Genomic DNA, 16,861 nt, shown 5'->3' on the forward strand with positions numbered 1-16,861 from the left:
ACCTGCCGGGGCGCCTACCCCGGCGGCCTAGAGTTGTTCGGTCTCGGCGTAGTCCTGCTCGCCGCCATCGGTGTCACTGAACGTGCCGCTGTCGGTCCACGTTCCGGTGCTCGCGTCATAGCCGACCACAGTGGACGGATCGAACGAGGCCGGGCTGTCCTTCAGCGAGAGGCCGAGCGTATGCAGCTTGACCTTGACCTCGTCGATGGACTTCTGGCCGAAGTTACGAATGTCCAGCAGGTCCGACTCGGTGCGGGCGACCAGCTCGCCGACCGTATGCACCCCTTCGCGCTTGAGGCAGTTGTAGGACCGGACGGTGAGGTCCAGATCCTCGATCGGCAGACCGAACGAGGCGATATGGTCCGCCTCCGCCGGCGAGGGGCCGATCTCGATACCTTCGGCTTCGACGTTCAGCTCACGGGCCAGGCCGAAGAGCTCGACCAGGGTCTTACCCGCCGAAGCGAGCGCATCCCGCGCGCTGATGGAGTTCTTGGTCTCCACGTCCAGGATGAGCCGATCGAAGTCGGTGCGCTGCTCGACACGCGTCGCCTCGACCTTGTAGGTCACCTTCAGTACCGGCGAGTAGATCGAGTCCACCGGGATCCGGCCGATTTCGGCGCCGGACGCCTTGTTCTGCACGGCAGGGACATAGCCGCGACCACGCTCGACGACGAGCTCGATCTCCAGCTTGCCCTTGTCGTTCAGGGTCGCGATGTGCATGTCCGGGTTGTGCACCACAACCCCGCTCGGCGGGACGATGTCACCCGCGGTGACCGTGCCCGGACCCTGCTTACGCACGTACATCGTGACCGGCTCGTCCTCCTCGGAGGACACGACCAGGCTCTTGAGGTTCAGGATGATGTCGGTGACATCCTCCTTCACCCCGGGAACGGTGGTGAACTCGTGCAGGACGCCATCGATGCGGATGCTCGTGACCGCGGCCCCCGGAATCGAGGACAGCAAGGTACGCCGCAGCGAATTGCCGAGGGTGTAGCCGAAGCCCGGCTCGAGTGGTTCGATGGTGAACTTCGAGCGGTTCTCGGCGATGACCTCTTCGGCCAGCGTCGGACGCTGTGAAATCAGCATTAGGATCATCCTCCTCTTGGGCGCCCGCTATTTGACGCCTCGTCTCAGGGGTTGTGCGTGGCCGTCCGGCAGTACCGCCGCCGACGACCGACAAGCAATCGCCGACGATAGACGACCACGCACCAGCGGCGCAGTGCCGCGCACTTCGCGCAGTGCTTACTTCGAGTAGTACTCGACGATCAGCTGTTCCTGCAGTGGCACATCGATCTGGGCGCGCTCGGGCAACTGGTGCACCAGAATCCGCAGCCTGCCGGGGAGCACCTGCAGCCAACCCGGCACCGGGCGGTCACCGTGGGTCTCCCGCGCCACCTGGAACGGCAGCGTGCTCAGCGACTTCTCCTTGACATCGATGATGTCGTACTGGGTGACCTGGAAGCTGGGAACGTCGACCTTCTTGTTGTTCACCAAGAAGTGGCCGTGGCTGACCAGCTGGCGGGCCTGCCTGCGCGTACGGGCCAGACCGGCGCGGTAGACGACGTTGTCGAGGCGGGTCTCCAGCAGCCGGAGCAGGTTGTCACCTGTCTTGCCCTTGAGACGATTGGCCTCTTCGTAGTACCGGCGGAACTGCTTCTCCATAACGCCGTAGGAGAAGCGAGCCTTCTGCTTCTCCTGCAGCTGGAGCAGGTACTCGCTCTCCTTGATCCGCGCGCGGCCATGCTGGCCGGGCGGGTAGGGGCGACGCTCGAACGCCTGGTCGCCTCCGACGAGGTCGACACGCAGACGACGCGACTTGCGGGTGATGGGGCCTGTGTAACGAGCCATTGTTCGCTGATCCTTTCCCGCTAGACGCGACGCCGCTTGGGCGGACGGCAGCCGTTGTGCGGCTGCGGGGTGACATCGGAGATCGTGCCCACTTCGAGGCCGGCGGCCTGCAGCGAGCGGATCGCGGTCTCACGGCCCGAACCCGGGCCCTTCACGAACACGTCGACCTTCTTGACACCGTGTTCCTGTGCCTTACGAGCGGCGTTCTCGGCGGCGAGCTGCGCGGCGAACGGGGTCGACTTACGCGAACCCTTGAAGCCGACGTGACCCGACGATGCCCAGGAGATGACATTGCCGTTCGGGTCGGTGATCGACACGATCGTGTTGTTGAACGTGCTCTTGATATGCGCGTTGCCGTGCGGAACGTTCTTCTTGTCCCTGCGACGCGACTTCTGGGTCTTCTTCGGGCCCGTGGCCCTGCTCTTCGGAGGCATCGGTATCCCTACTTCTTCTTACCGGCGACAGTGCGCTTCGGACCCTTGCGGGTGCGCGCGTTGGTCTTGGTGCGCTGGCCACGTACGGGCAGGCCACGGCGGTGACGCAGACCCTGGTAGCAGCCGATCTCGATCTTGCGGCGAATATCGGCCTGCACTTCGCGGCGCAGGTCACCCTCGACCTTGAACTCGGAGGCCTCGATGTAATCGCGCAGCCTCGTGAGATCGTCGTCGCTGAGATCCTTCGAACGCAGGTCCGGGCTGACGCCGGTGGCCTCCAGGATCTCCTTGGAGCGGGTACGGCCAATGCCGAAAATGTAGGTCAGCGCGATCTCCATGCGCTTTTCACGCGGGAGATCGACGCCCATGAGACGTGCCATCTGGCAGTTTCCTTATCGTTGCGGAGGTCTGCTCCCCGTCCGTCCCCCCTCGTGCGGGGGGCACCGGCCTCCGAACCGGCGGTAGGCACACACGCTTAGGGCGAACCCTGAAACCGCAGCGTGCGGCTGGTGCTGGGAGTTCTTCTCTGCCAATCCGAACTGCGGTCCGGTGCTTGGCTGGTGTCGCGTCGAGCGGCGCCGTCGGCACGCCTCGGGCGGGTGGTGCGAGGTCGCCAGACCTCACCAGCTTCCGCTCAGCCCTGGCGCTGCTTGTGGCGCAGGTTGTCGCAGATCACCATGACCCGGCCGTTACGGCGGATCACCTTGCACTTCTCGCAGATCTTCTTGACGCTCGGCTGAACCTTCACGTCCGTCCAATCTGTTGTGGTTCACACGGGTGTGAACACAGTTTTTCCCCAGTCGGCGACTGGGGAAGCTTTGTGGTGAGTCTTTCGACTCGGTCCCGGCCTACGCCGGGACGGCCGGCTCCCGCCGACCCGACCGCACCTGCGGTCACTTGTAGCGGTATACGATCCGGCCACGTGACAGGTCGTAGGGCGAGAGCTCGACGACGACCCGATCCTCGGGAAGGATGCGAATGTAATGCTGCCGCATCTTCCCGCTGATGTGCGCGAGAACCTTGTGCCCGTTCTCGAGCTCGATCCGGAACATCGCATTGGGCAGCGGTTCGACAACTCGACCCTCGACCTCGATGGCCCCGTCTTTCTTCGCCATGTCCTCCGCGATCCCGGTTTACACTCAACCTGGTTTGTTTGCCTGGTTTCCGTTCGTGTGGACCGGCCGCCGGAACAGGCCACTCGCACACAAACAGGCGGCGCATGGATGCACCGCCGCTCCAGCTTACCGATCGGTCCCGGATCAGGCAAAAATACCCCCACCCGCTCGCGTCGGACACGGCTTCGCAGCGGCATTCCGCCCGTGGCCTGCGCTGTCCAGCGACCCGTCCGCACCGCGAAGGCTTCCGATGGTTGTCGCGTAAACTGACCGCTGTCCGGATACCGAGGCGATCAGATCGAGGGGGACGTGTGAGCGCACGCAGCGAGCGAGCCACCGGCGCAGTGCCCTTGATCGCGGTGCGACCACCCGTCGGCGAGGCGCAGCCGTGAGCCGCGGTAACGACGACCTACCCATGTTGCCGCCGTGGCTGTCGGAAAGCGAAGTCACCCAGGTCGGCTACGAGACGCCGGTACAGAACCTCCCGCACGACGAACTCATCGAAGAAACACCGAGTCGTAAACGCGGACTCTTCAGGAACCGGGCAGCGGAAGCGGAACAGCCGGAATCCACGCGAGCGCCGAAGCGACGTATTGGCAGGCGCCGCGATAAAGCCGACGGACAAGAAACCAGCGGAGAAACAACCGACGGCTACGCGGCAAGCGGGCGGGGCGAACCCCTTTCGGAACAACCGCGACCCCTTCCGGAACAAGCACAACCCCTTTCGGAACAACCACGGCAGAATCCGCCCGCACCCGGCCCACCACTTGGCCCGGCCATTTCCGCACCCGACGCCTATCCCCACCGGCAACAACCCGCACCCGAGCACGCGCCACCGCATCAGGGCGGTACCCGGCACCCCCCGCAGCGCACTGGCGATATCCCCCGGTACGACCTACCCGCCCGTGCTCCCGCGCAGCCCGCACCGGAGTTCCGCCCGCTGGGTAACGAACCCACCGAAACGCGGGCAGTGAACTACCGGGCAGCGCCTCGGCACGACCACAGCCCCGATCCACAGTGGCAACCACACGACGGACACCCCGGCCCAACGCCACGGAGCGAACCGGTACCGAGGGGTGAGCGCCCTAGCCCACCCCTCGGTCCGGACACAGCGGACCGAGGCAGTAGCGCCGGCCATACCGCACCTGGACCGCGTATCGACGAATGGCCGTCCACCGGTAACCCCCGGATCGATGCCGCGCTGTCTTCGGTACGACCGAACCAGCAGCCCGCCACGCCGCCGAGAACTCCCCCGGAACATGCCGCGCCCGCGACGCACAGGGACGATACGAGGGCGCCGGATACCGGTGCGAACCCGCACCTCCCGCAGCCTGATAACCGGACCAGCGAGCCGCCGACCGGCGGTGAACCGCCCCGCCCACCCGGCGAGCAATCCGTCATGCCCCCCGCTGGGCCGCCGCAGGACACCGCACGGAGCGGACCGCCGCAGCAACCCCCTGCCCCTGCCCTCGCGGGCTCCGGCGCCCTACCACCGTGGCACGCCACACCTGGACCCACCCGAACCCAAGCGCCCACACCGGAAAACACCGCGCACCCGGACGAGACAGCCGGGCGAGCCGGTGCGTCCGGATCAGCGAAACCGACGCGCACACAACAGGTTCCCGATGCCGCGATATCGAACCAGACGAGCACCGCGACAGGCATGGCCGGCGCCACCGCGGCAGCACAACCGGCAGGCAGCGGACGACATCGGCTGCCAACGGAAAATGATCGGCCACTCGAGGAGAACACCGAACGACCCGTGCAGCCCGCCCAAGGCATCCCTTCCCGCGAACACACTGGGCACACAACCCAGTTCGCGAATACGCGGCCGGCATCCGCCGAACAGCACGACCCTGCGCGCAATGCTCACGACAGCGCTACACACCCGAATCAAGAACCGACCGAATCCTCCGGCCGCCCAGCCCAGTTCGGCGGTGGATCGGGCCCTGCGACCGAACCGACCGCAGGCCGATGGCACGCTGCTGCCTGGCAGCATCCGGCCCAGGAATACGGCAGGGCACTGCCGTATTCTTCGCCACCCGCGCAGCCACATCCCGCACCACCCGCGCAGCCACATCCCGGCCCCCCGGAATACGGGTATCCCGCGGCGCAGGCGAATGCCCCGCATCGGGACAACCCGTATCCGCCCGCACCGCAACCAGGCACGCAGTTCCAGCAACCGTCACTGGACCAGGTGCCATTACGACGGGCCAAGCGGGCGCCGGGAACCGGATGGCGCAAGGCGGTACACCATGCGTCCGGCGGTGCCATCAACCTCGGCATGTCCGCCGAAGAGCTCAGACTCCAGGAGCTGGTCGCCCGGATCAGGCAACCGGTCCGCGGCGATTACCGCATCGCAGTGCTCTCATTGAAGGGTGGCGTCGGAAAGACCACCACCACAATGGGTATCGGCTCCATTTTCGCCTCTATCCGGGGTGACCGGGTGATCGCGGTCGACGCCAACCCCGACTTCGGAACGTTGTCCCAACGGGTGCCTTTGCAGACCAGATCGACCGTGCGCGATCTGCTGCTCGACCCAAATGTCCAGCGCTACTCGGATGTGCGCAGGCACACCTCGCAGTCCACCAGCCGCTTGGAAGTGCTTGCCAGCGAACGTGATCCAGCGGCTTCGGAGTCCTTCAACGAAGAAGAGTACCGCGCGGTCGCCCGGATCCTGCAGCGGTTCTACAACATCATCCTCACCGACTGCGGTACCGGGCTGATGCACTCGGCGATGTCCGGCGTGCTCGATCTGGCGCACTCGCTGGTGCTGATCTCGTCCCCCGCGATCGACGGGGCCCGCAGCGCCGCAGCGACTTTGGACTGGTTGTCGCTACACGGTCACGACCACTTGGTACGCAATGCGGTTGTGGTGATCAACTCGCCGCGAGCAGGCTCGCCGAATGTCGGTATCCAGCAACTACGGGAATATTTTCTATCCCGCTGCCGTGCTGTGCATATCATCCCTTTCGACCCGCATATCTCCGAGGGAGCCGAGATCGATCTACACCGGCTGCACAAACAGACCAAGCGGGCCTACGTGGAGCTGGCCGCGACCATCGCGGACGATTTCGCCACCGACCATCACCACTACCGCTCATAGTGTCCATCGGCTGCTGGCCGATGGACACGAGCTAGGGATACCCGTTCACCATTCTGGCAGGCGCCGTCTGCCTGCCATGACGTCACGTACCAAGTCGTCATAGGCATCAGCGAGTTCGGCGAGATGGTGCCACGCGTTGTGTAACAGCTCGTCGTGCGCGTTCAGCGTCATCAACGCGTGATGCGCCCGCACCGACGACTCCGCGAGGCGATCGATCACCGCACCCACCGTCTCGGTGTGCAGGGTAGCGCCGAGTCGGTGCTGCGGTACATAGCGCGCCACCCAATCGTCGATCGCCATCACCAATTCGGCTCTGCGCCGCTCGATTTCACGAACCGTCGCCGCGGCGGTATCCACCGAGCCACCCCGGCCGATCAACCGCCGCTCATGCAGCACAGCCAGATCATGGGAGAACCACAGCAGTGGACCACCGACCACCCGGTGACCGCGACATGCCCGGACCAATAGGTCGGAGGTGGGAATCGGCCCCGGCACAGAAGGACGCACCGAAGCATCGACACACCTCGATGTGCCGGGGGGTGCCATTACGACTGTTGTATTCGAACCTGCCACGTTGCCTCGCCGTCATCGCCGCACAACACCGGATCAGGACGCCCATTACGATAAACCCGTGCTGGAGCCTGTCAAGCGCTACCCAGCCGTAGAAGATCACGAGTACACATCAATTGCCACAGCCCGCAATGCGATTCAGTTGCACATGACCGAACGCAATTGTCACACTGCGGTCTCGGTGCGATCCGCCGCCCGCGTATCCGGCACACGACATGGCATACTCCGCGGCTGTGACCAGTAGATAGGCACTGGCACAGCCCGCTCGTCGAAGCTCACCGGCGAATAACGCTGTGCCACGCCATCCGAGCACCGAAGGAGCCGCCTGCCGGTCGAGGTCCGCGACAACAGCGCAATACTGGAGGTACAGCACAGAAATCCTATCCGTATAGGAGGGCTGATGACACAAAGGGCATACCCGACCAAAGACGAACTGCGCCGCAATTTCGAGCGTGAGCTCGCATCGGTCACCACCGGTGGTGGGCTGCATTCGGAGACATGGCTGGACATCGAAACCGACGCTGCCCTGGTCGACATCGCCAGTGCGTATCCGGAGATCGACGTGTCCCTGGTGACGGCAGCACGCGCCGCTTTCGCCAGCAGGCTCGCCGACGTGGATACCATCGCCGATGCCGGGGCACCGGGAGCATCCTCGGAAAGCGAGCCGGGAAAAGAGCGGAATCCGCACGATTGAGCGCATCCGGCGTACTCGGTGTCATTCACTGAGCACTACGTGTGGATCGGTCGTGCCACCGCACCGTCACTCGCTTCGAGCCGTGTGGCTCACATTTCCAGCAGTACGGTGACCGGTCCGTCGTTCACCGAATCGACGTGCATATGCGCACCGAAGCGCCCGGTGGCGACCATGGCGCCGAGTTCACGTAGCGCCGCGGTGAAGGTCTCGACCAGAGGTTCGGCGACGGGCCTCGGGGCGGCCGCCGCCCAGGACGGGCGCCTGCCCTTGGCAGTGTCCGCGTACAGGGTGAACTGACTGACCACCAGAATCGGGGCATGCAGATCGGCAGCCGATCGTTCACCGTCCAGAATGCGCAGCCGCCAGACCTTATCGGCCAATGCCGTCGCGACCGCCTCGGTATCGGAGTGGGTCACACCGACCAGGGCGACCAGACCGTGCGCAACACCGTGCGCCGCCGGATCGATCCGGCCGACGACCTGATCAGCAACCGTCACTCGCGCCGAACTCACCCGCTGCAGAAGAACTCGCACAACCCTCGATCATGCCCCCTCACCAAGGCAAGACAGCCACACGGGTGACTCCGACCCACCCTGCGGTGGACCGGTGGTGCGTGCGGACCGCAATCGTGACAAACTCGGTGCGCGGAAAGCAGCGCCGCGCGGACGCCGCGGTAGTGGAGAACTGCGCTGGAAATGAGGAGTGCAATGGATCTGGACGCGCTGGAGCGTCAGATCGCGACAGATCGGTACGCGACGCGGGACCGTTCGGTCGAATCCGAGCTGCGGCTCGCAACCTCGCTCGGCGAACTGGCCAAAGGTCTGCTCGCCACCAAGTCCGGTGGACCGGCGCGGAACCGGTCCGAGGAGGCGCTAGCGCCTGCCGAAGAAGCGGTGGCCATCCGCCTGCGGCTGCTTTCCCGAGGCCAGATACTGACCGCGCGGATCGCCGGTGAACTGACCGATGCGCTGCGCACCTTCGAACAGGCAACACGGCACAGTGGCCGCCGGGAGCTCGCGACCACGATGATCCGCAACGCCTGCGATGTCTATCGCCAGGTGGCACGGACCCATCCCGAGGTCGCGGGTCCGTGCGCGGACGGGTTATCCAAGTGTGGCGTGTGGCTGGGCAGGCTGGACCAGGACGCCGCGGTGGCGGCGACCGAGGAGGCTGCCCATATCCGCGCCGCCCTGGCCGCGGCGAACCCGGAGCTGTCCGGTAAATACCTGGCCAGCCTGAGCACGCTACTGCGCACCCTCATGATCGGTCGTTCCCGCAAACAGGCGATCACCATGTATCGCACCCGATACGCCGCGCTGACCTCGGACAGCATGGCGTTCCGGCTTCGCGCGTGCGGTATCCAGGACCTGGACCTCACCCCTAAATCGCACCGTGCGCTCGCCGAGCTCGGTTGCCGCACCCTGGAGCAGGCCGGGCAGCTGACCCAGCAGCAGATCATGTTCACCGCCTCCGGCGATCTGTCCACTGTCGAAGAGATCAACTGGAAGTTGGTCTTGGTCGGCCTGCGACCGCTCGCGCCGGGTACGCAGCCGGATCAGCCGTCGATGCCGGTGCGGATCGGCGCCACCTTCGGTGCGCTGAGCGTGTACTGCCCTCATCGGGATGCTGTCGCCCAGGTGCGCGCCGCGATCATCGCGGCATACGCCATCGACGATGCCTATCCGCTCGACCGGGAAAGTTATCTGGGTCAGCAACCGTCGCCGTGGACGGCCGGTGAGCCCACACTGAATACCTCGGCCACCCTCGGTGACGATATCGTGCTGATCGATCAGCCCATGGGTGGCTGGGTCACGGTCATGAGTATGAACTGGGAGCTCACCCCGGTGGCGAAACATCCGCTGGCGCTGCGTCTATCGCAGGATTGGCCGGTGGCCGCCATTACCGTCACCGAACATATCGCCTACGAGCTGTGCTGGTACGAGCACGGTGCGGCCACCCAATACGCCGCACTCGGCCGTCCGGCAGGCCAGGCTCCGCTCGACAAACCACTCGCACCGCTGGACTTCAAGACGCTGGCCGAATACAACGCCGATGGAGTGACCGAAACCAAGCTGCGGACAGCGTTCGGTAATACGACGATGTTCGCCAACCTCACCTATATGCCCGACAGCGGGCTCCGCCAGATCAGTATCGGCACCCCACTGTCCGAGCACGGCGATCGAGTGCTGTTCTTCCGCACGACACCCTGAGATCCACCCCGCGGACGAACATACTGCGGTAGACCGCGCCCGCTACCTCCCTAAGCTGGGAAAGATGGAGAACCCGAGCGATCCCGTATCCGAGCAGATCGCCAGACGGGCGAACTCCTTCGGAGCTCGTGCCGCCGACTATGCCGAACATCGCCCCGACTACCCCGCCGAAGCCGTCGGATGGGTAGTGGAAACCGTCGCCGACCGGCACCCGCCGACCGTACTCGATCTCGGGGCCGGAACCGGCAAATTGACCCACGGTCTGCTCGCCGCCGGTGCCCACGTTATCGCGGTGGAACCGGATGAGCAGATGCGCGCGGAACTGGCGCACAGATGTCCTGGGGTCACCGTCCATGCCGGTACCGCCGAGATGATCCCGCTCGGGAACGACTCGGTGGACGCGGTCGTGGCCGGGCAGGCATTCCACTGGTTCGATCAGCAGCGTGCTTTTCCGGAGATCGCCAGAGTGCTGCGCCGGGACGGCACGTTCGCTGCCCTGTGGAATATCGACGACCAGTCGGTTGGCTGGGTCGCCGGCCTTCATGCAGTCGCGGAAACCACGATGTCGATGCCGCTGCTGCGGTGGCTGGATGCCGGATTGCCCACCCACCCGTTGTTCCACGAATTCGAACGTGCGAACTTCCCCCATAAGCATCGGCGCACTGCCGAATCGCTCACCGCGACCATCGGTACGCACTCACACACTATGGTGATCTCCGCGGAAGAACGCACCGAGGTACTCGACCGGATCACTGCTTATCTGCGCGCGCAGCCGGAAACCGCCACAGGGGATTTCGATGTGCCGATCGTGACGGTAGCGCTGCGCTCGACTCCGCGCGCTACCTAATTCGGACGTAACGTCAGGATCCGGGGCCCGTCCTCGGTGACAGCGACGGTGTGCTCCCAATGCGCCGCACGGCTGCCGTCGAGGGTGACCACGGTCCAGTCGTCGTCGAGCACCTTGGTCTGCGTAGTGCCGAGGGTGAGCATGGGCTCGATCGCGAGCACTGATCCCACCACGAGCCTCGGCCCCTTACCAGGGGCGCCCTCATTGGCGAGGAATGGATCGAGGTGCATCTCTCTGCCGATGGCGTGCCCGCCGTAGCCGTCGACGATGCCATAGGCGCGCCCGTGTTTCTGCTCGGCGGCACGGGTACCCGACTCGATAGCGTGCGAGACGTCGGTCAGCCGGTTACCCGGCACCATCGCCGCGATCCCCGCTTCCATCGATAATTCGGTGGCCGCGCTGAGTAACTGATCGGCCTCGATGGTGGTGCCGACCCCGAAAGTCCAGGCCGAATCACCATGCCAACCGTCGAGAATCGCCCCACAGTCGATGGAAACGAGGTCACCCTCGGCGAGGATCTCCTCGGCAGATGGAATCCCGTGCACCACACGGTCGTTCACCGATGCGCAGATGGAGGCGGGGAAACCGTGATAGCCCTTGAACGAGGGCACCGCGCCCGCATCCCGGATCACCTGCTCGGCGACCTCGTCCAGCTCCAGGGTGGACACTCCTGGCTCGGCGGCGGCGCGCACCGCCACCAGAGCGCGGCCGACGATCGCGCCTGCCGCTGCCATGGCATCCAGTTCACCTGCCGTCCGGAACGGCACGACCTTCTTCTTGCGGTGGAAGCCCATCACGGCCTCAGCGCTCCCTTATGAGCGACATCAGTGACCCAGCGCCCGCAGCGCCCTGGCGTTGACCTCTTCGATGCCACCGATACCGTCCACCGAAATGACCAAGCCGTCATAGTGCTGCAACAGCGGTTCGGTCTCCTCGCGGTACACCCGGAGCCGATTGCGGATCACGCTCTCGTTGTCATCGGCGCGACCACGGGAGAGCATCCGATCGACCACCGCGTCCTCCGGCACGACGAAGCACAACACAGCGTCCAGCGTGGTGCTCATGTCCTTGAGGATCTTCTCCAAGGCATCGGCCTGGTCCACCGTGCGCGGGTAGCCGTCGAGTACGAACCCGTTCACGGCATCGGGCTCGTTGACCCGTCCCTCGACCATTCGATTGGTCACGTCGCTCGGCACCAGGTTGCCCTTGGCCATGTACTCCTGCGCTTCGCGGCCCAGCGGGGTCTGCTGGTCGATATTCGCGCGGAACAAGTCCCCTGTGGAGATGTGCGGGACGCCCAGCTTCTCCGACAGCAGAACTGCCTGCGTGCCTTTGCCGGCGCCCGGCGGACCGAGCAGTACAACTCTCACTTGAGGAACCCTTCGTAATTTCGATTCATCAGCTGGCTCTCGATCTGCTTCACGGTGTCCAAGCCGACGCTCACCATGATCAGCACCGCGGTACCGCCGAACGGAAGGTTCTGCGCACCGCCCGAGGAGCCGATATCCAGGAAAAGATTGGGAAGGACGGCAACCAGACCGAGGTAGATGGAGCCGGGGAGGGTGATCCGGCTCAGCACGAAGTTCAGATAGTCGGCGGTCGGCTTACCGGGGCGATAGCCCGGAATGAAGCCGCCGAACTTCTTCATCTCGTCGGCGCGCTCCTCCGGGTTGAAGGTGATCGCGACATAGAAGTAGGTGAAGAAGACGATCAGACCGAAGTAGATCGCGATGTAGACCGGGTTGCCCGGGTTCACCAAGTATTTTTGGATGGCTTCCTGCCACCAGCCCTGATCGCCGCCACTGGAGGAGGTCAGCTGCGCCACCAGATTCGGCAGGTACAACAGGGACGACGCGAAGATGACCGGGATAACACCCGCCTGGTTCACCTTCAGCGGGAGATAAGTCGAGGAGCCGCCGTACATCTTCCGGCCGACCACACGCTTGGCGTACTGCACCGGGATCCGGCGCTGGCCCTGCTCGACGAAGACCACGGCGGTGATGATCGCCAGCGCGGCGACACAGACCAGAGCGAATACCATCCCACCGCGGCTGTCCAGAATGCCCTTGCCCTCGGCCGGGATACGGGCGGCGATACCGGCGAAGATCAGCAGCGACATACCGTTACCGACGCCGCGTTCGGTGATCTGCTCGCCGAACCACATCACCAGAGCCGCGCCCGCCGTCATCACCACGACGATGATGATCATGCCGAAGATGCTGGTATCGGCCAGGATGTCCTCCTGGCAGCCGCGCAACAACTGACCGCGAGCCGCCAACGCGACCAGACCGGTCGCCTGCAGAACCGCCAGCGCGATCGACAGATAGCGGGTGTACTGCGTCATCTTGGTCTGGCCTGCTTGGCCTTCCTTGCGCAGTTCCTCGAACCGCGGGATGACCACAGTGAGCAGCTGGATGATGATGCTCGCGGTGATGTAGGGCATGATGCCGATCGCGAAGACCGACAGCGATAGCAGCGCGCCACCGGAGAACAGGTTGATCAGCTGGTAGATGCCGGCGGAATCACCGCCGGAGACCTGTTCGATACAGTCCTGGATCGCCTTGTAGTCCACCCCGGGAGACGGCAGCGAAGCACCGGCACGGTACAGCGCGACCAACCCCAGCGTGAAGAGAATCTTCCGCCGTAAGTCCGGAGTCCGGAAGGCCGATACGAAGGCGGAAAGCACTGATCCTCCTGGCGAACGACATGGTCATGCCATGGATGCTTCAGCGCGGCCCAGTCCTGTTCGGTACAGGAGGGACGCCGAAAAACCATGACGAGGCTTGGCAGACAACAATAGAACTCTAACAGTGGCACCGGACGAGCCTTCACTCATCCGGTGCCACCCTATGCAGAGTACCGTCAGCCCAGCTCGGTGACGGTGCCACCGGCCGCGGTGATCTTCTCCTTCGCGGAGCCGGAGACCTTGTCGACAGTCACCTGGACCGCGACCCCGATTTCTCCCTCACCGAGCACCTTGACCAGCTGGTTCTTCCGAACCGCACCCGCGGCCACGAGCTCGGCCTTACCGATCTCGCCACCCTCGGGGAACAACTTGGCGATGGCGCCGACGTTCACGACCTGGTATTCCGTGCGGAACGGGTTCGTGAAGCCCTTCAGCTTGGGCAGCCGCATGTGGATCGGCATCTGCCCACCCTCGAATGCGGCAGGGACGTTCTTGCGCGCCTTGGTGCCCTTGGTACCACGACCCGCGGTCTTGCCCTTGGAGCCCTCACCACGACCAACGCGGGTCTTCTCGGTCTTGGAACCCGGCGCCGGACGCAGGTGATGCAACTTGATGGTCATGTCAGACCTCCTCAACGGTCACGAGGTGGCGCACGACGTTGATCAGCCCACGGTTCTGGGCGTTGTCCTCACGGATCACGGACTTGCGGATACCCCGCAAGCCGAGGGTCCGGAGGCTGTCCCGCTGATTCTGCTTGGCGCCGATCGAACTCTTGATCTGGGTCACCTTGAGATCTGCCATTGTCAGACTCCCTGTCCCGCACGGGCACGCAGCATGCCTGCCGGAGCCACGTCCTCCAGCGGCAGGCCGCGGCGCGCGGCCACCTCTTCCGGACGCTGCAGCTGCTTGAGCGCGGCCACCGTCGCGTGCACGACGTTGATCGCGTTGTCGCTACCGAGCGACTTGGCCAGAATGTCGTGGATGCCCGCGCACTCCAGCACGGCGCGCGCGGCGCCACCGGCGATAACACCGGTACCCGGCGAGGCCGGACGCAGCATGACCACGCCGGCGGCCGCCTCACCCTGCACCGGGTGGGTGATGGTCGAGCCGATCATCGGGACGCGGAAGAAGTTCTTGCGAGCCTCCTCGACACCCTTCTGGATGGCCGCGGGAACTTCCTTGGCCTTGCCGTAGCCGACACCGACCAGGCCGTTGCCGTCGCCGACGATCACAAGGGCGGTGAAGCTGAAGCGACGACCACCCTTCACGACCTTGGAGACGCGGTTGATCGCGACAACCCGCTCCAGCTGGTTCTTCTCGGCGGCATTGTCCCGACGGTCGGCGCCACCACGGCGATCGCCGCCACCGCGACGGTCGCCACGGCCGCCCTCGGGGGCATTGCCATTCTGTCCGGCGGGTCCGCTTCCGCCGTCACGCCGCTGACGTCCCGGCATCAGACGTTCCTTCCGTTCTCGTTCACAACAGTCATCAGAATTTCAACCCACCTTCGCGAGCGGCATCGGCCAGTGCGGCGATCCGGCCGTGGTAGTCGTGCCCACCACGGTCGAATACGACGGCATCGATACCGGCGGCCTTGGCCCGTTCGGCCAGCAGCTGGCCGACCTTCTTGCCCTTGGCCGACTTATCGCCCTCCAGCGCGCGCACATCGGCCTCGACGGAGGAGGCGGCGGCGATGGTCTTGCCGACCGAATCGTCCACCAGCTGCGCGTGCAGGTGACGCGAAGAGCGGTTGACCACAAGGCGGGGCCGCTCCGAGGTGCCGACGACCTTCTTGCGCAGGCGGAAGTGCCGCCGCGTCTTGGACAGACGGCGCTGGGTCGAGGCGTCCTTGCCGAGCGGAATGCGCTTGGCCTTCTGATTTTCGGTTTGCGCCATGATCACTTACCCGTCTTTCCGACCTTGCGGCGAACGACCTCGCCTGCGTAGCGGATGCCCTTGCCCTTGTACGGATCAGGCTTGCGCAGGCCGTGGATGACCGCCGAGATCTGGCCGACCTTCTGCTTGTCGATTCCGGACACGGAGAACTTGGTGGGCGATTCCACCGCGAACGTGATGCCCTCCGGCGCCTCGATCGGGACCGAGTGGCTGTAGCCGAGGGCGAACTCGAGGTTCTGGCCCTTCAGCGCGACACGGTAGCCGACACCGAAGATTTCCATCTTCTTCTCGTAACCCTGGGTCACGCCGACGATCATGTTCGACACCAGGGTACGGGTCAGGCCGTGCAGCGAGCGGCTGCGGCGCTCATCGTCAGGGCGGGTGACCTCGAGCTGGCCGTCCTCGCCCTTGGCGATGGTGATCGGCTCGGAAACGGTCAACGACAGGGTGCCCTTGGGCCCCTTCACCGACACATCCTGCCCGTCGATGGCGACATCGACACCGGCCGGAATGGCGATGGGCTTCTTACCAATACGCGACATTGTCCTGACTCCCTTACCAGACGTAAGCGAGGACTTCGCCGCCCACGCCCTGCTTGGCCGCCTGCCTGTCGGTGAGCAGACCCTGAGACGTGGAGATGATTGCCACGCCGAGGCCGCCCAGGACCTTGGGCAAGTTGGTGGATTTCGCGTACACACGCAGACCGGGCTTGGAGACACGGCGCACGCCCGCGAGGCTGCGTTCCCGGCTCGGGCCGTACTTGAGGTCGACGATGAGGGTCTGCCCCACAGCCGCGGCCTCGGTCCGGTAGTCGGCGATGTAACCCTCGCGCTTGAGGATCTCGGCGATATTCGCCTTGAGCTTCGAGTGCGGGGCCTTCACCTGATCGTGGTACGCCGAGTTGGCGTTGCGCAGACGCGTCAGGAAGTCTGCGATCGGATCAGTCATGGTCATAGTTCGACCTGGACACCTTTCTCGCCGCGGTTCCCATACAGCGCCGACATGCTCGGCATGCGCGACCGTGGGCCTACGACAATTCGGATGGTCCGGCAGGCAGTTGCCGACCGGAGAAGGTTCGATCACCCGAGCGCACGCATGCGGACATGGAGATGCCCGGGCAACCGGTCTAGTGTAGGCAACGCCGGTGCCTGGACAAAATCGGGGTCCACAGGGCAGTCCTTGGCACGCGGCTCATGACCAGCGGAAACAGCCGGCGCCTCCGCCCGCTACACCCGGCCGACTACCTCTTCGTCGGTGAATGGTCACCGAAGGATTTCGACGCCGTCGCCATCGACTTCCCGTTCCCGATCCACCTCCCCTGGTCGGACCTCGAATTCTGAGTCCGGCTCTCGGCACAACCTATGCCGCGGGGCGCACTCGATGCCGCACCAAGGACCACTTCACCGGAGAAATTCCGCCGTACCCGGCAGGACTACAATCGAACGCACGTGGTCT

22 protein-coding genes are annotated in these 16,861 nt (G+C 64.9%); 5 read left to right on the plus strand and 17 right to left on the minus strand.

Features of this window, described 5'->3' with window-relative positions:
* Positions 1–27: 27 nt before the first annotated feature.
* The 6 genes from ACL02S_RS14590 to infA all read right to left on the minus strand — a co-directional run bounded on the left by ACL02S_RS14590 (position 28) and on the right by infA (position 3,397).
* Positions 28–1,086 (minus strand): DNA-directed RNA polymerase subunit alpha, encoded by a 1,059-nt coding sequence (locus ACL02S_RS14590; RefSeq protein WP_412802946.1) that lies wholly within the window; start codon positions 1,084–1,086, stop codon positions 28–30.
* A 156-nt stretch (positions 1,087–1,242) separates the two neighbouring features.
* The gene (rpsD, locus tag ACL02S_RS14595; RefSeq protein ID WP_412802947.1) at positions 1,243–1,848 is read right to left on the minus strand and encodes a 30S ribosomal protein S4; all 606 of its coding nucleotides are present in this window, start codon (positions 1,846–1,848) and stop codon (positions 1,243–1,245) included.
* A 20-nt stretch (positions 1,849–1,868) separates the two neighbouring features.
* On the minus strand, positions 1,869–2,282 hold the full coding sequence (rpsK, locus tag ACL02S_RS14600; protein WP_412802948.1) for a 30S ribosomal protein S11: 414 nt from the start codon (positions 2,280–2,282) through the stop codon (positions 1,869–1,871).
* Between the two features lie 8 nt (positions 2,283–2,290).
* Entirely contained in the window at positions 2,291–2,662 is a 372-nt protein-coding gene (gene rpsM / locus ACL02S_RS14605) for a 30S ribosomal protein S13 (RefSeq protein ID WP_412802949.1), read from the minus strand.
* Between the two features lie 254 nt (positions 2,663–2,916).
* On the minus strand, positions 2,917–3,030 hold the full coding sequence (gene rpmJ / locus ACL02S_RS14610) for a 50S ribosomal protein L36 (protein ID WP_025347279.1): 114 nt from the start codon (positions 3,028–3,030) through the stop codon (positions 2,917–2,919).
* Positions 3,031–3,175: 145 nt separating this feature from the next.
* Positions 3,176–3,397, minus strand: a complete 222-nt coding sequence (gene infA, locus ACL02S_RS14615) for a translation initiation factor IF-1 (RefSeq protein ID WP_003418601.1) — start codon at positions 3,395–3,397, stop codon at positions 3,176–3,178.
* A 388-nt stretch (positions 3,398–3,785) separates the two neighbouring features.
* On the opposite strand from infA, the gene ACL02S_RS14620 reads away from it, so the two are divergent.
* Entirely contained in the window at positions 3,786–6,503 is a 2,718-nt protein-coding gene (locus tag ACL02S_RS14620) for a nucleotide-binding protein (protein WP_412802950.1), read from the plus strand.
* 45 nt (positions 6,504–6,548) lie between these two features.
* On the opposite strand, the gene ACL02S_RS14625 is transcribed toward ACL02S_RS14620, so the two are convergent.
* On the minus strand, positions 6,549–7,010 hold the full coding sequence (locus ACL02S_RS14625; RefSeq protein WP_412802951.1) for a DUF4254 domain-containing protein: 462 nt from the start codon (positions 7,008–7,010) through the stop codon (positions 6,549–6,551).
* A 463-nt stretch (positions 7,011–7,473) separates the two neighbouring features.
* Here ACL02S_RS14625 and ACL02S_RS14630 point away from each other — a divergent pair, with 463 nt between their 5' ends.
* Entirely contained in the window at positions 7,474–7,767 is a 294-nt protein-coding gene (locus ACL02S_RS14630; protein ID WP_412802952.1) for a hypothetical protein, read from the plus strand.
* Positions 7,768–7,856: 89 nt separating this feature from the next.
* On the opposite strand, the gene dtd is transcribed toward ACL02S_RS14630, so the two are convergent.
* The gene (gene dtd, locus ACL02S_RS14635) at positions 7,857–8,300 is read right to left on the minus strand and encodes a D-aminoacyl-tRNA deacylase (protein WP_412802953.1); all 444 of its coding nucleotides are present in this window, start codon (positions 8,298–8,300) and stop codon (positions 7,857–7,859) included.
* 174 nt (positions 8,301–8,474) lie between these two features.
* Here dtd and ACL02S_RS14640 point away from each other — a divergent pair, with 174 nt between their 5' ends.
* Both ACL02S_RS14640 and ACL02S_RS14645 read left to right on the plus strand, forming a co-directional pair.
* Entirely contained in the window at positions 8,475–9,977 is a 1,503-nt protein-coding gene (locus ACL02S_RS14640) for a hypothetical protein (protein WP_412802954.1), read from the plus strand.
* Between the two features lie 64 nt (positions 9,978–10,041).
* Positions 10,042–10,824, plus strand: a complete 783-nt coding sequence (locus tag ACL02S_RS14645) for a class I SAM-dependent methyltransferase (protein WP_412802955.1) — start codon at positions 10,042–10,044, stop codon at positions 10,822–10,824.
* On the opposite strand, the gene map is transcribed toward ACL02S_RS14645, so the two are convergent.
* The 9 genes from map to rpsH all read right to left on the minus strand — a co-directional run bounded on the left by map (position 10,821) and on the right by rpsH (position 16,360).
* On the minus strand, positions 10,821–11,618 hold the full coding sequence (gene map, locus ACL02S_RS14650; RefSeq protein WP_412803029.1) for a type I methionyl aminopeptidase: 798 nt from the start codon (positions 11,616–11,618) through the stop codon (positions 10,821–10,823). The two genes, ACL02S_RS14645 and map, sit on opposite strands and share 4 nt — an antisense overlap.
* Positions 11,619–11,648: 30 nt before the next feature.
* Positions 11,649–12,194, minus strand: a complete 546-nt coding sequence (locus tag ACL02S_RS14655) for an adenylate kinase (protein WP_412802956.1) — start codon at positions 12,192–12,194, stop codon at positions 11,649–11,651.
* Positions 12,191–13,510 (minus strand): preprotein translocase subunit SecY, encoded by a 1,320-nt coding sequence (gene secY / locus ACL02S_RS14660; RefSeq protein ID WP_412802957.1) that lies wholly within the window; start codon positions 13,508–13,510, stop codon positions 12,191–12,193. Before secY ends, ACL02S_RS14655 begins: the two co-directional genes overlap by 4 nt.
* Before the next feature lie 176 nt (positions 13,511–13,686).
* Positions 13,687–14,130 carry a 50S ribosomal protein L15 gene (gene rplO, locus ACL02S_RS14665; RefSeq protein WP_412802958.1) on the minus strand — a complete coding sequence of 148 codons (444 nt, stop codon included), beginning with the start codon at positions 14,128–14,130 and terminating at the stop codon, positions 13,687–13,689.
* A gap of 1 nt (position 14,131) precedes the next feature.
* A complete protein-coding gene (gene rpmD, locus ACL02S_RS14670) occupies positions 14,132–14,311 on the minus strand; it encodes a 50S ribosomal protein L30 (protein ID WP_067507522.1) in 180 nt (59 codons plus the stop codon).
* A gap of 2 nt (positions 14,312–14,313) precedes the next feature.
* Complete coding sequence (rpsE, locus tag ACL02S_RS14675) at positions 14,314–14,964, minus strand: 30S ribosomal protein S5 (protein WP_412802959.1); 651 nt, start codon at positions 14,962–14,964, stop codon at positions 14,314–14,316.
* Between the two features lie 34 nt (positions 14,965–14,998).
* A complete protein-coding gene (gene rplR, locus ACL02S_RS14680; protein WP_412802960.1) occupies positions 14,999–15,406 on the minus strand; it encodes a 50S ribosomal protein L18 in 408 nt (135 codons plus the stop codon).
* A gap of 2 nt (positions 15,407–15,408) precedes the next feature.
* Entirely contained in the window at positions 15,409–15,948 is a 540-nt protein-coding gene (gene rplF / locus ACL02S_RS14685; RefSeq protein ID WP_412802961.1) for a 50S ribosomal protein L6, read from the minus strand.
* Positions 15,949–15,961: 13 nt separating this feature from the next.
* Complete coding sequence (gene rpsH / locus ACL02S_RS14690) at positions 15,962–16,360, minus strand: 30S ribosomal protein S8 (protein WP_412802962.1); 399 nt, start codon at positions 16,358–16,360, stop codon at positions 15,962–15,964.
* A gap of 239 nt (positions 16,361–16,599) precedes the next feature.
* Between rpsH and ACL02S_RS14695 the strand changes: the two genes are divergently transcribed.
* The gene (locus tag ACL02S_RS14695; RefSeq protein WP_412802963.1) at positions 16,600–16,746 is read left to right on the plus strand and encodes a hypothetical protein; all 147 of its coding nucleotides are present in this window, start codon (positions 16,600–16,602) and stop codon (positions 16,744–16,746) included.
* The last annotated feature ends 115 nt before the right edge of the window (positions 16,747–16,861 follow it).

The organism is Nocardia spongicola (assembly GCF_047200775.1).
Taxonomy (GTDB): domain Bacteria; phylum Actinomycetota; class Actinomycetes; order Mycobacteriales; family Mycobacteriaceae; genus Nocardia.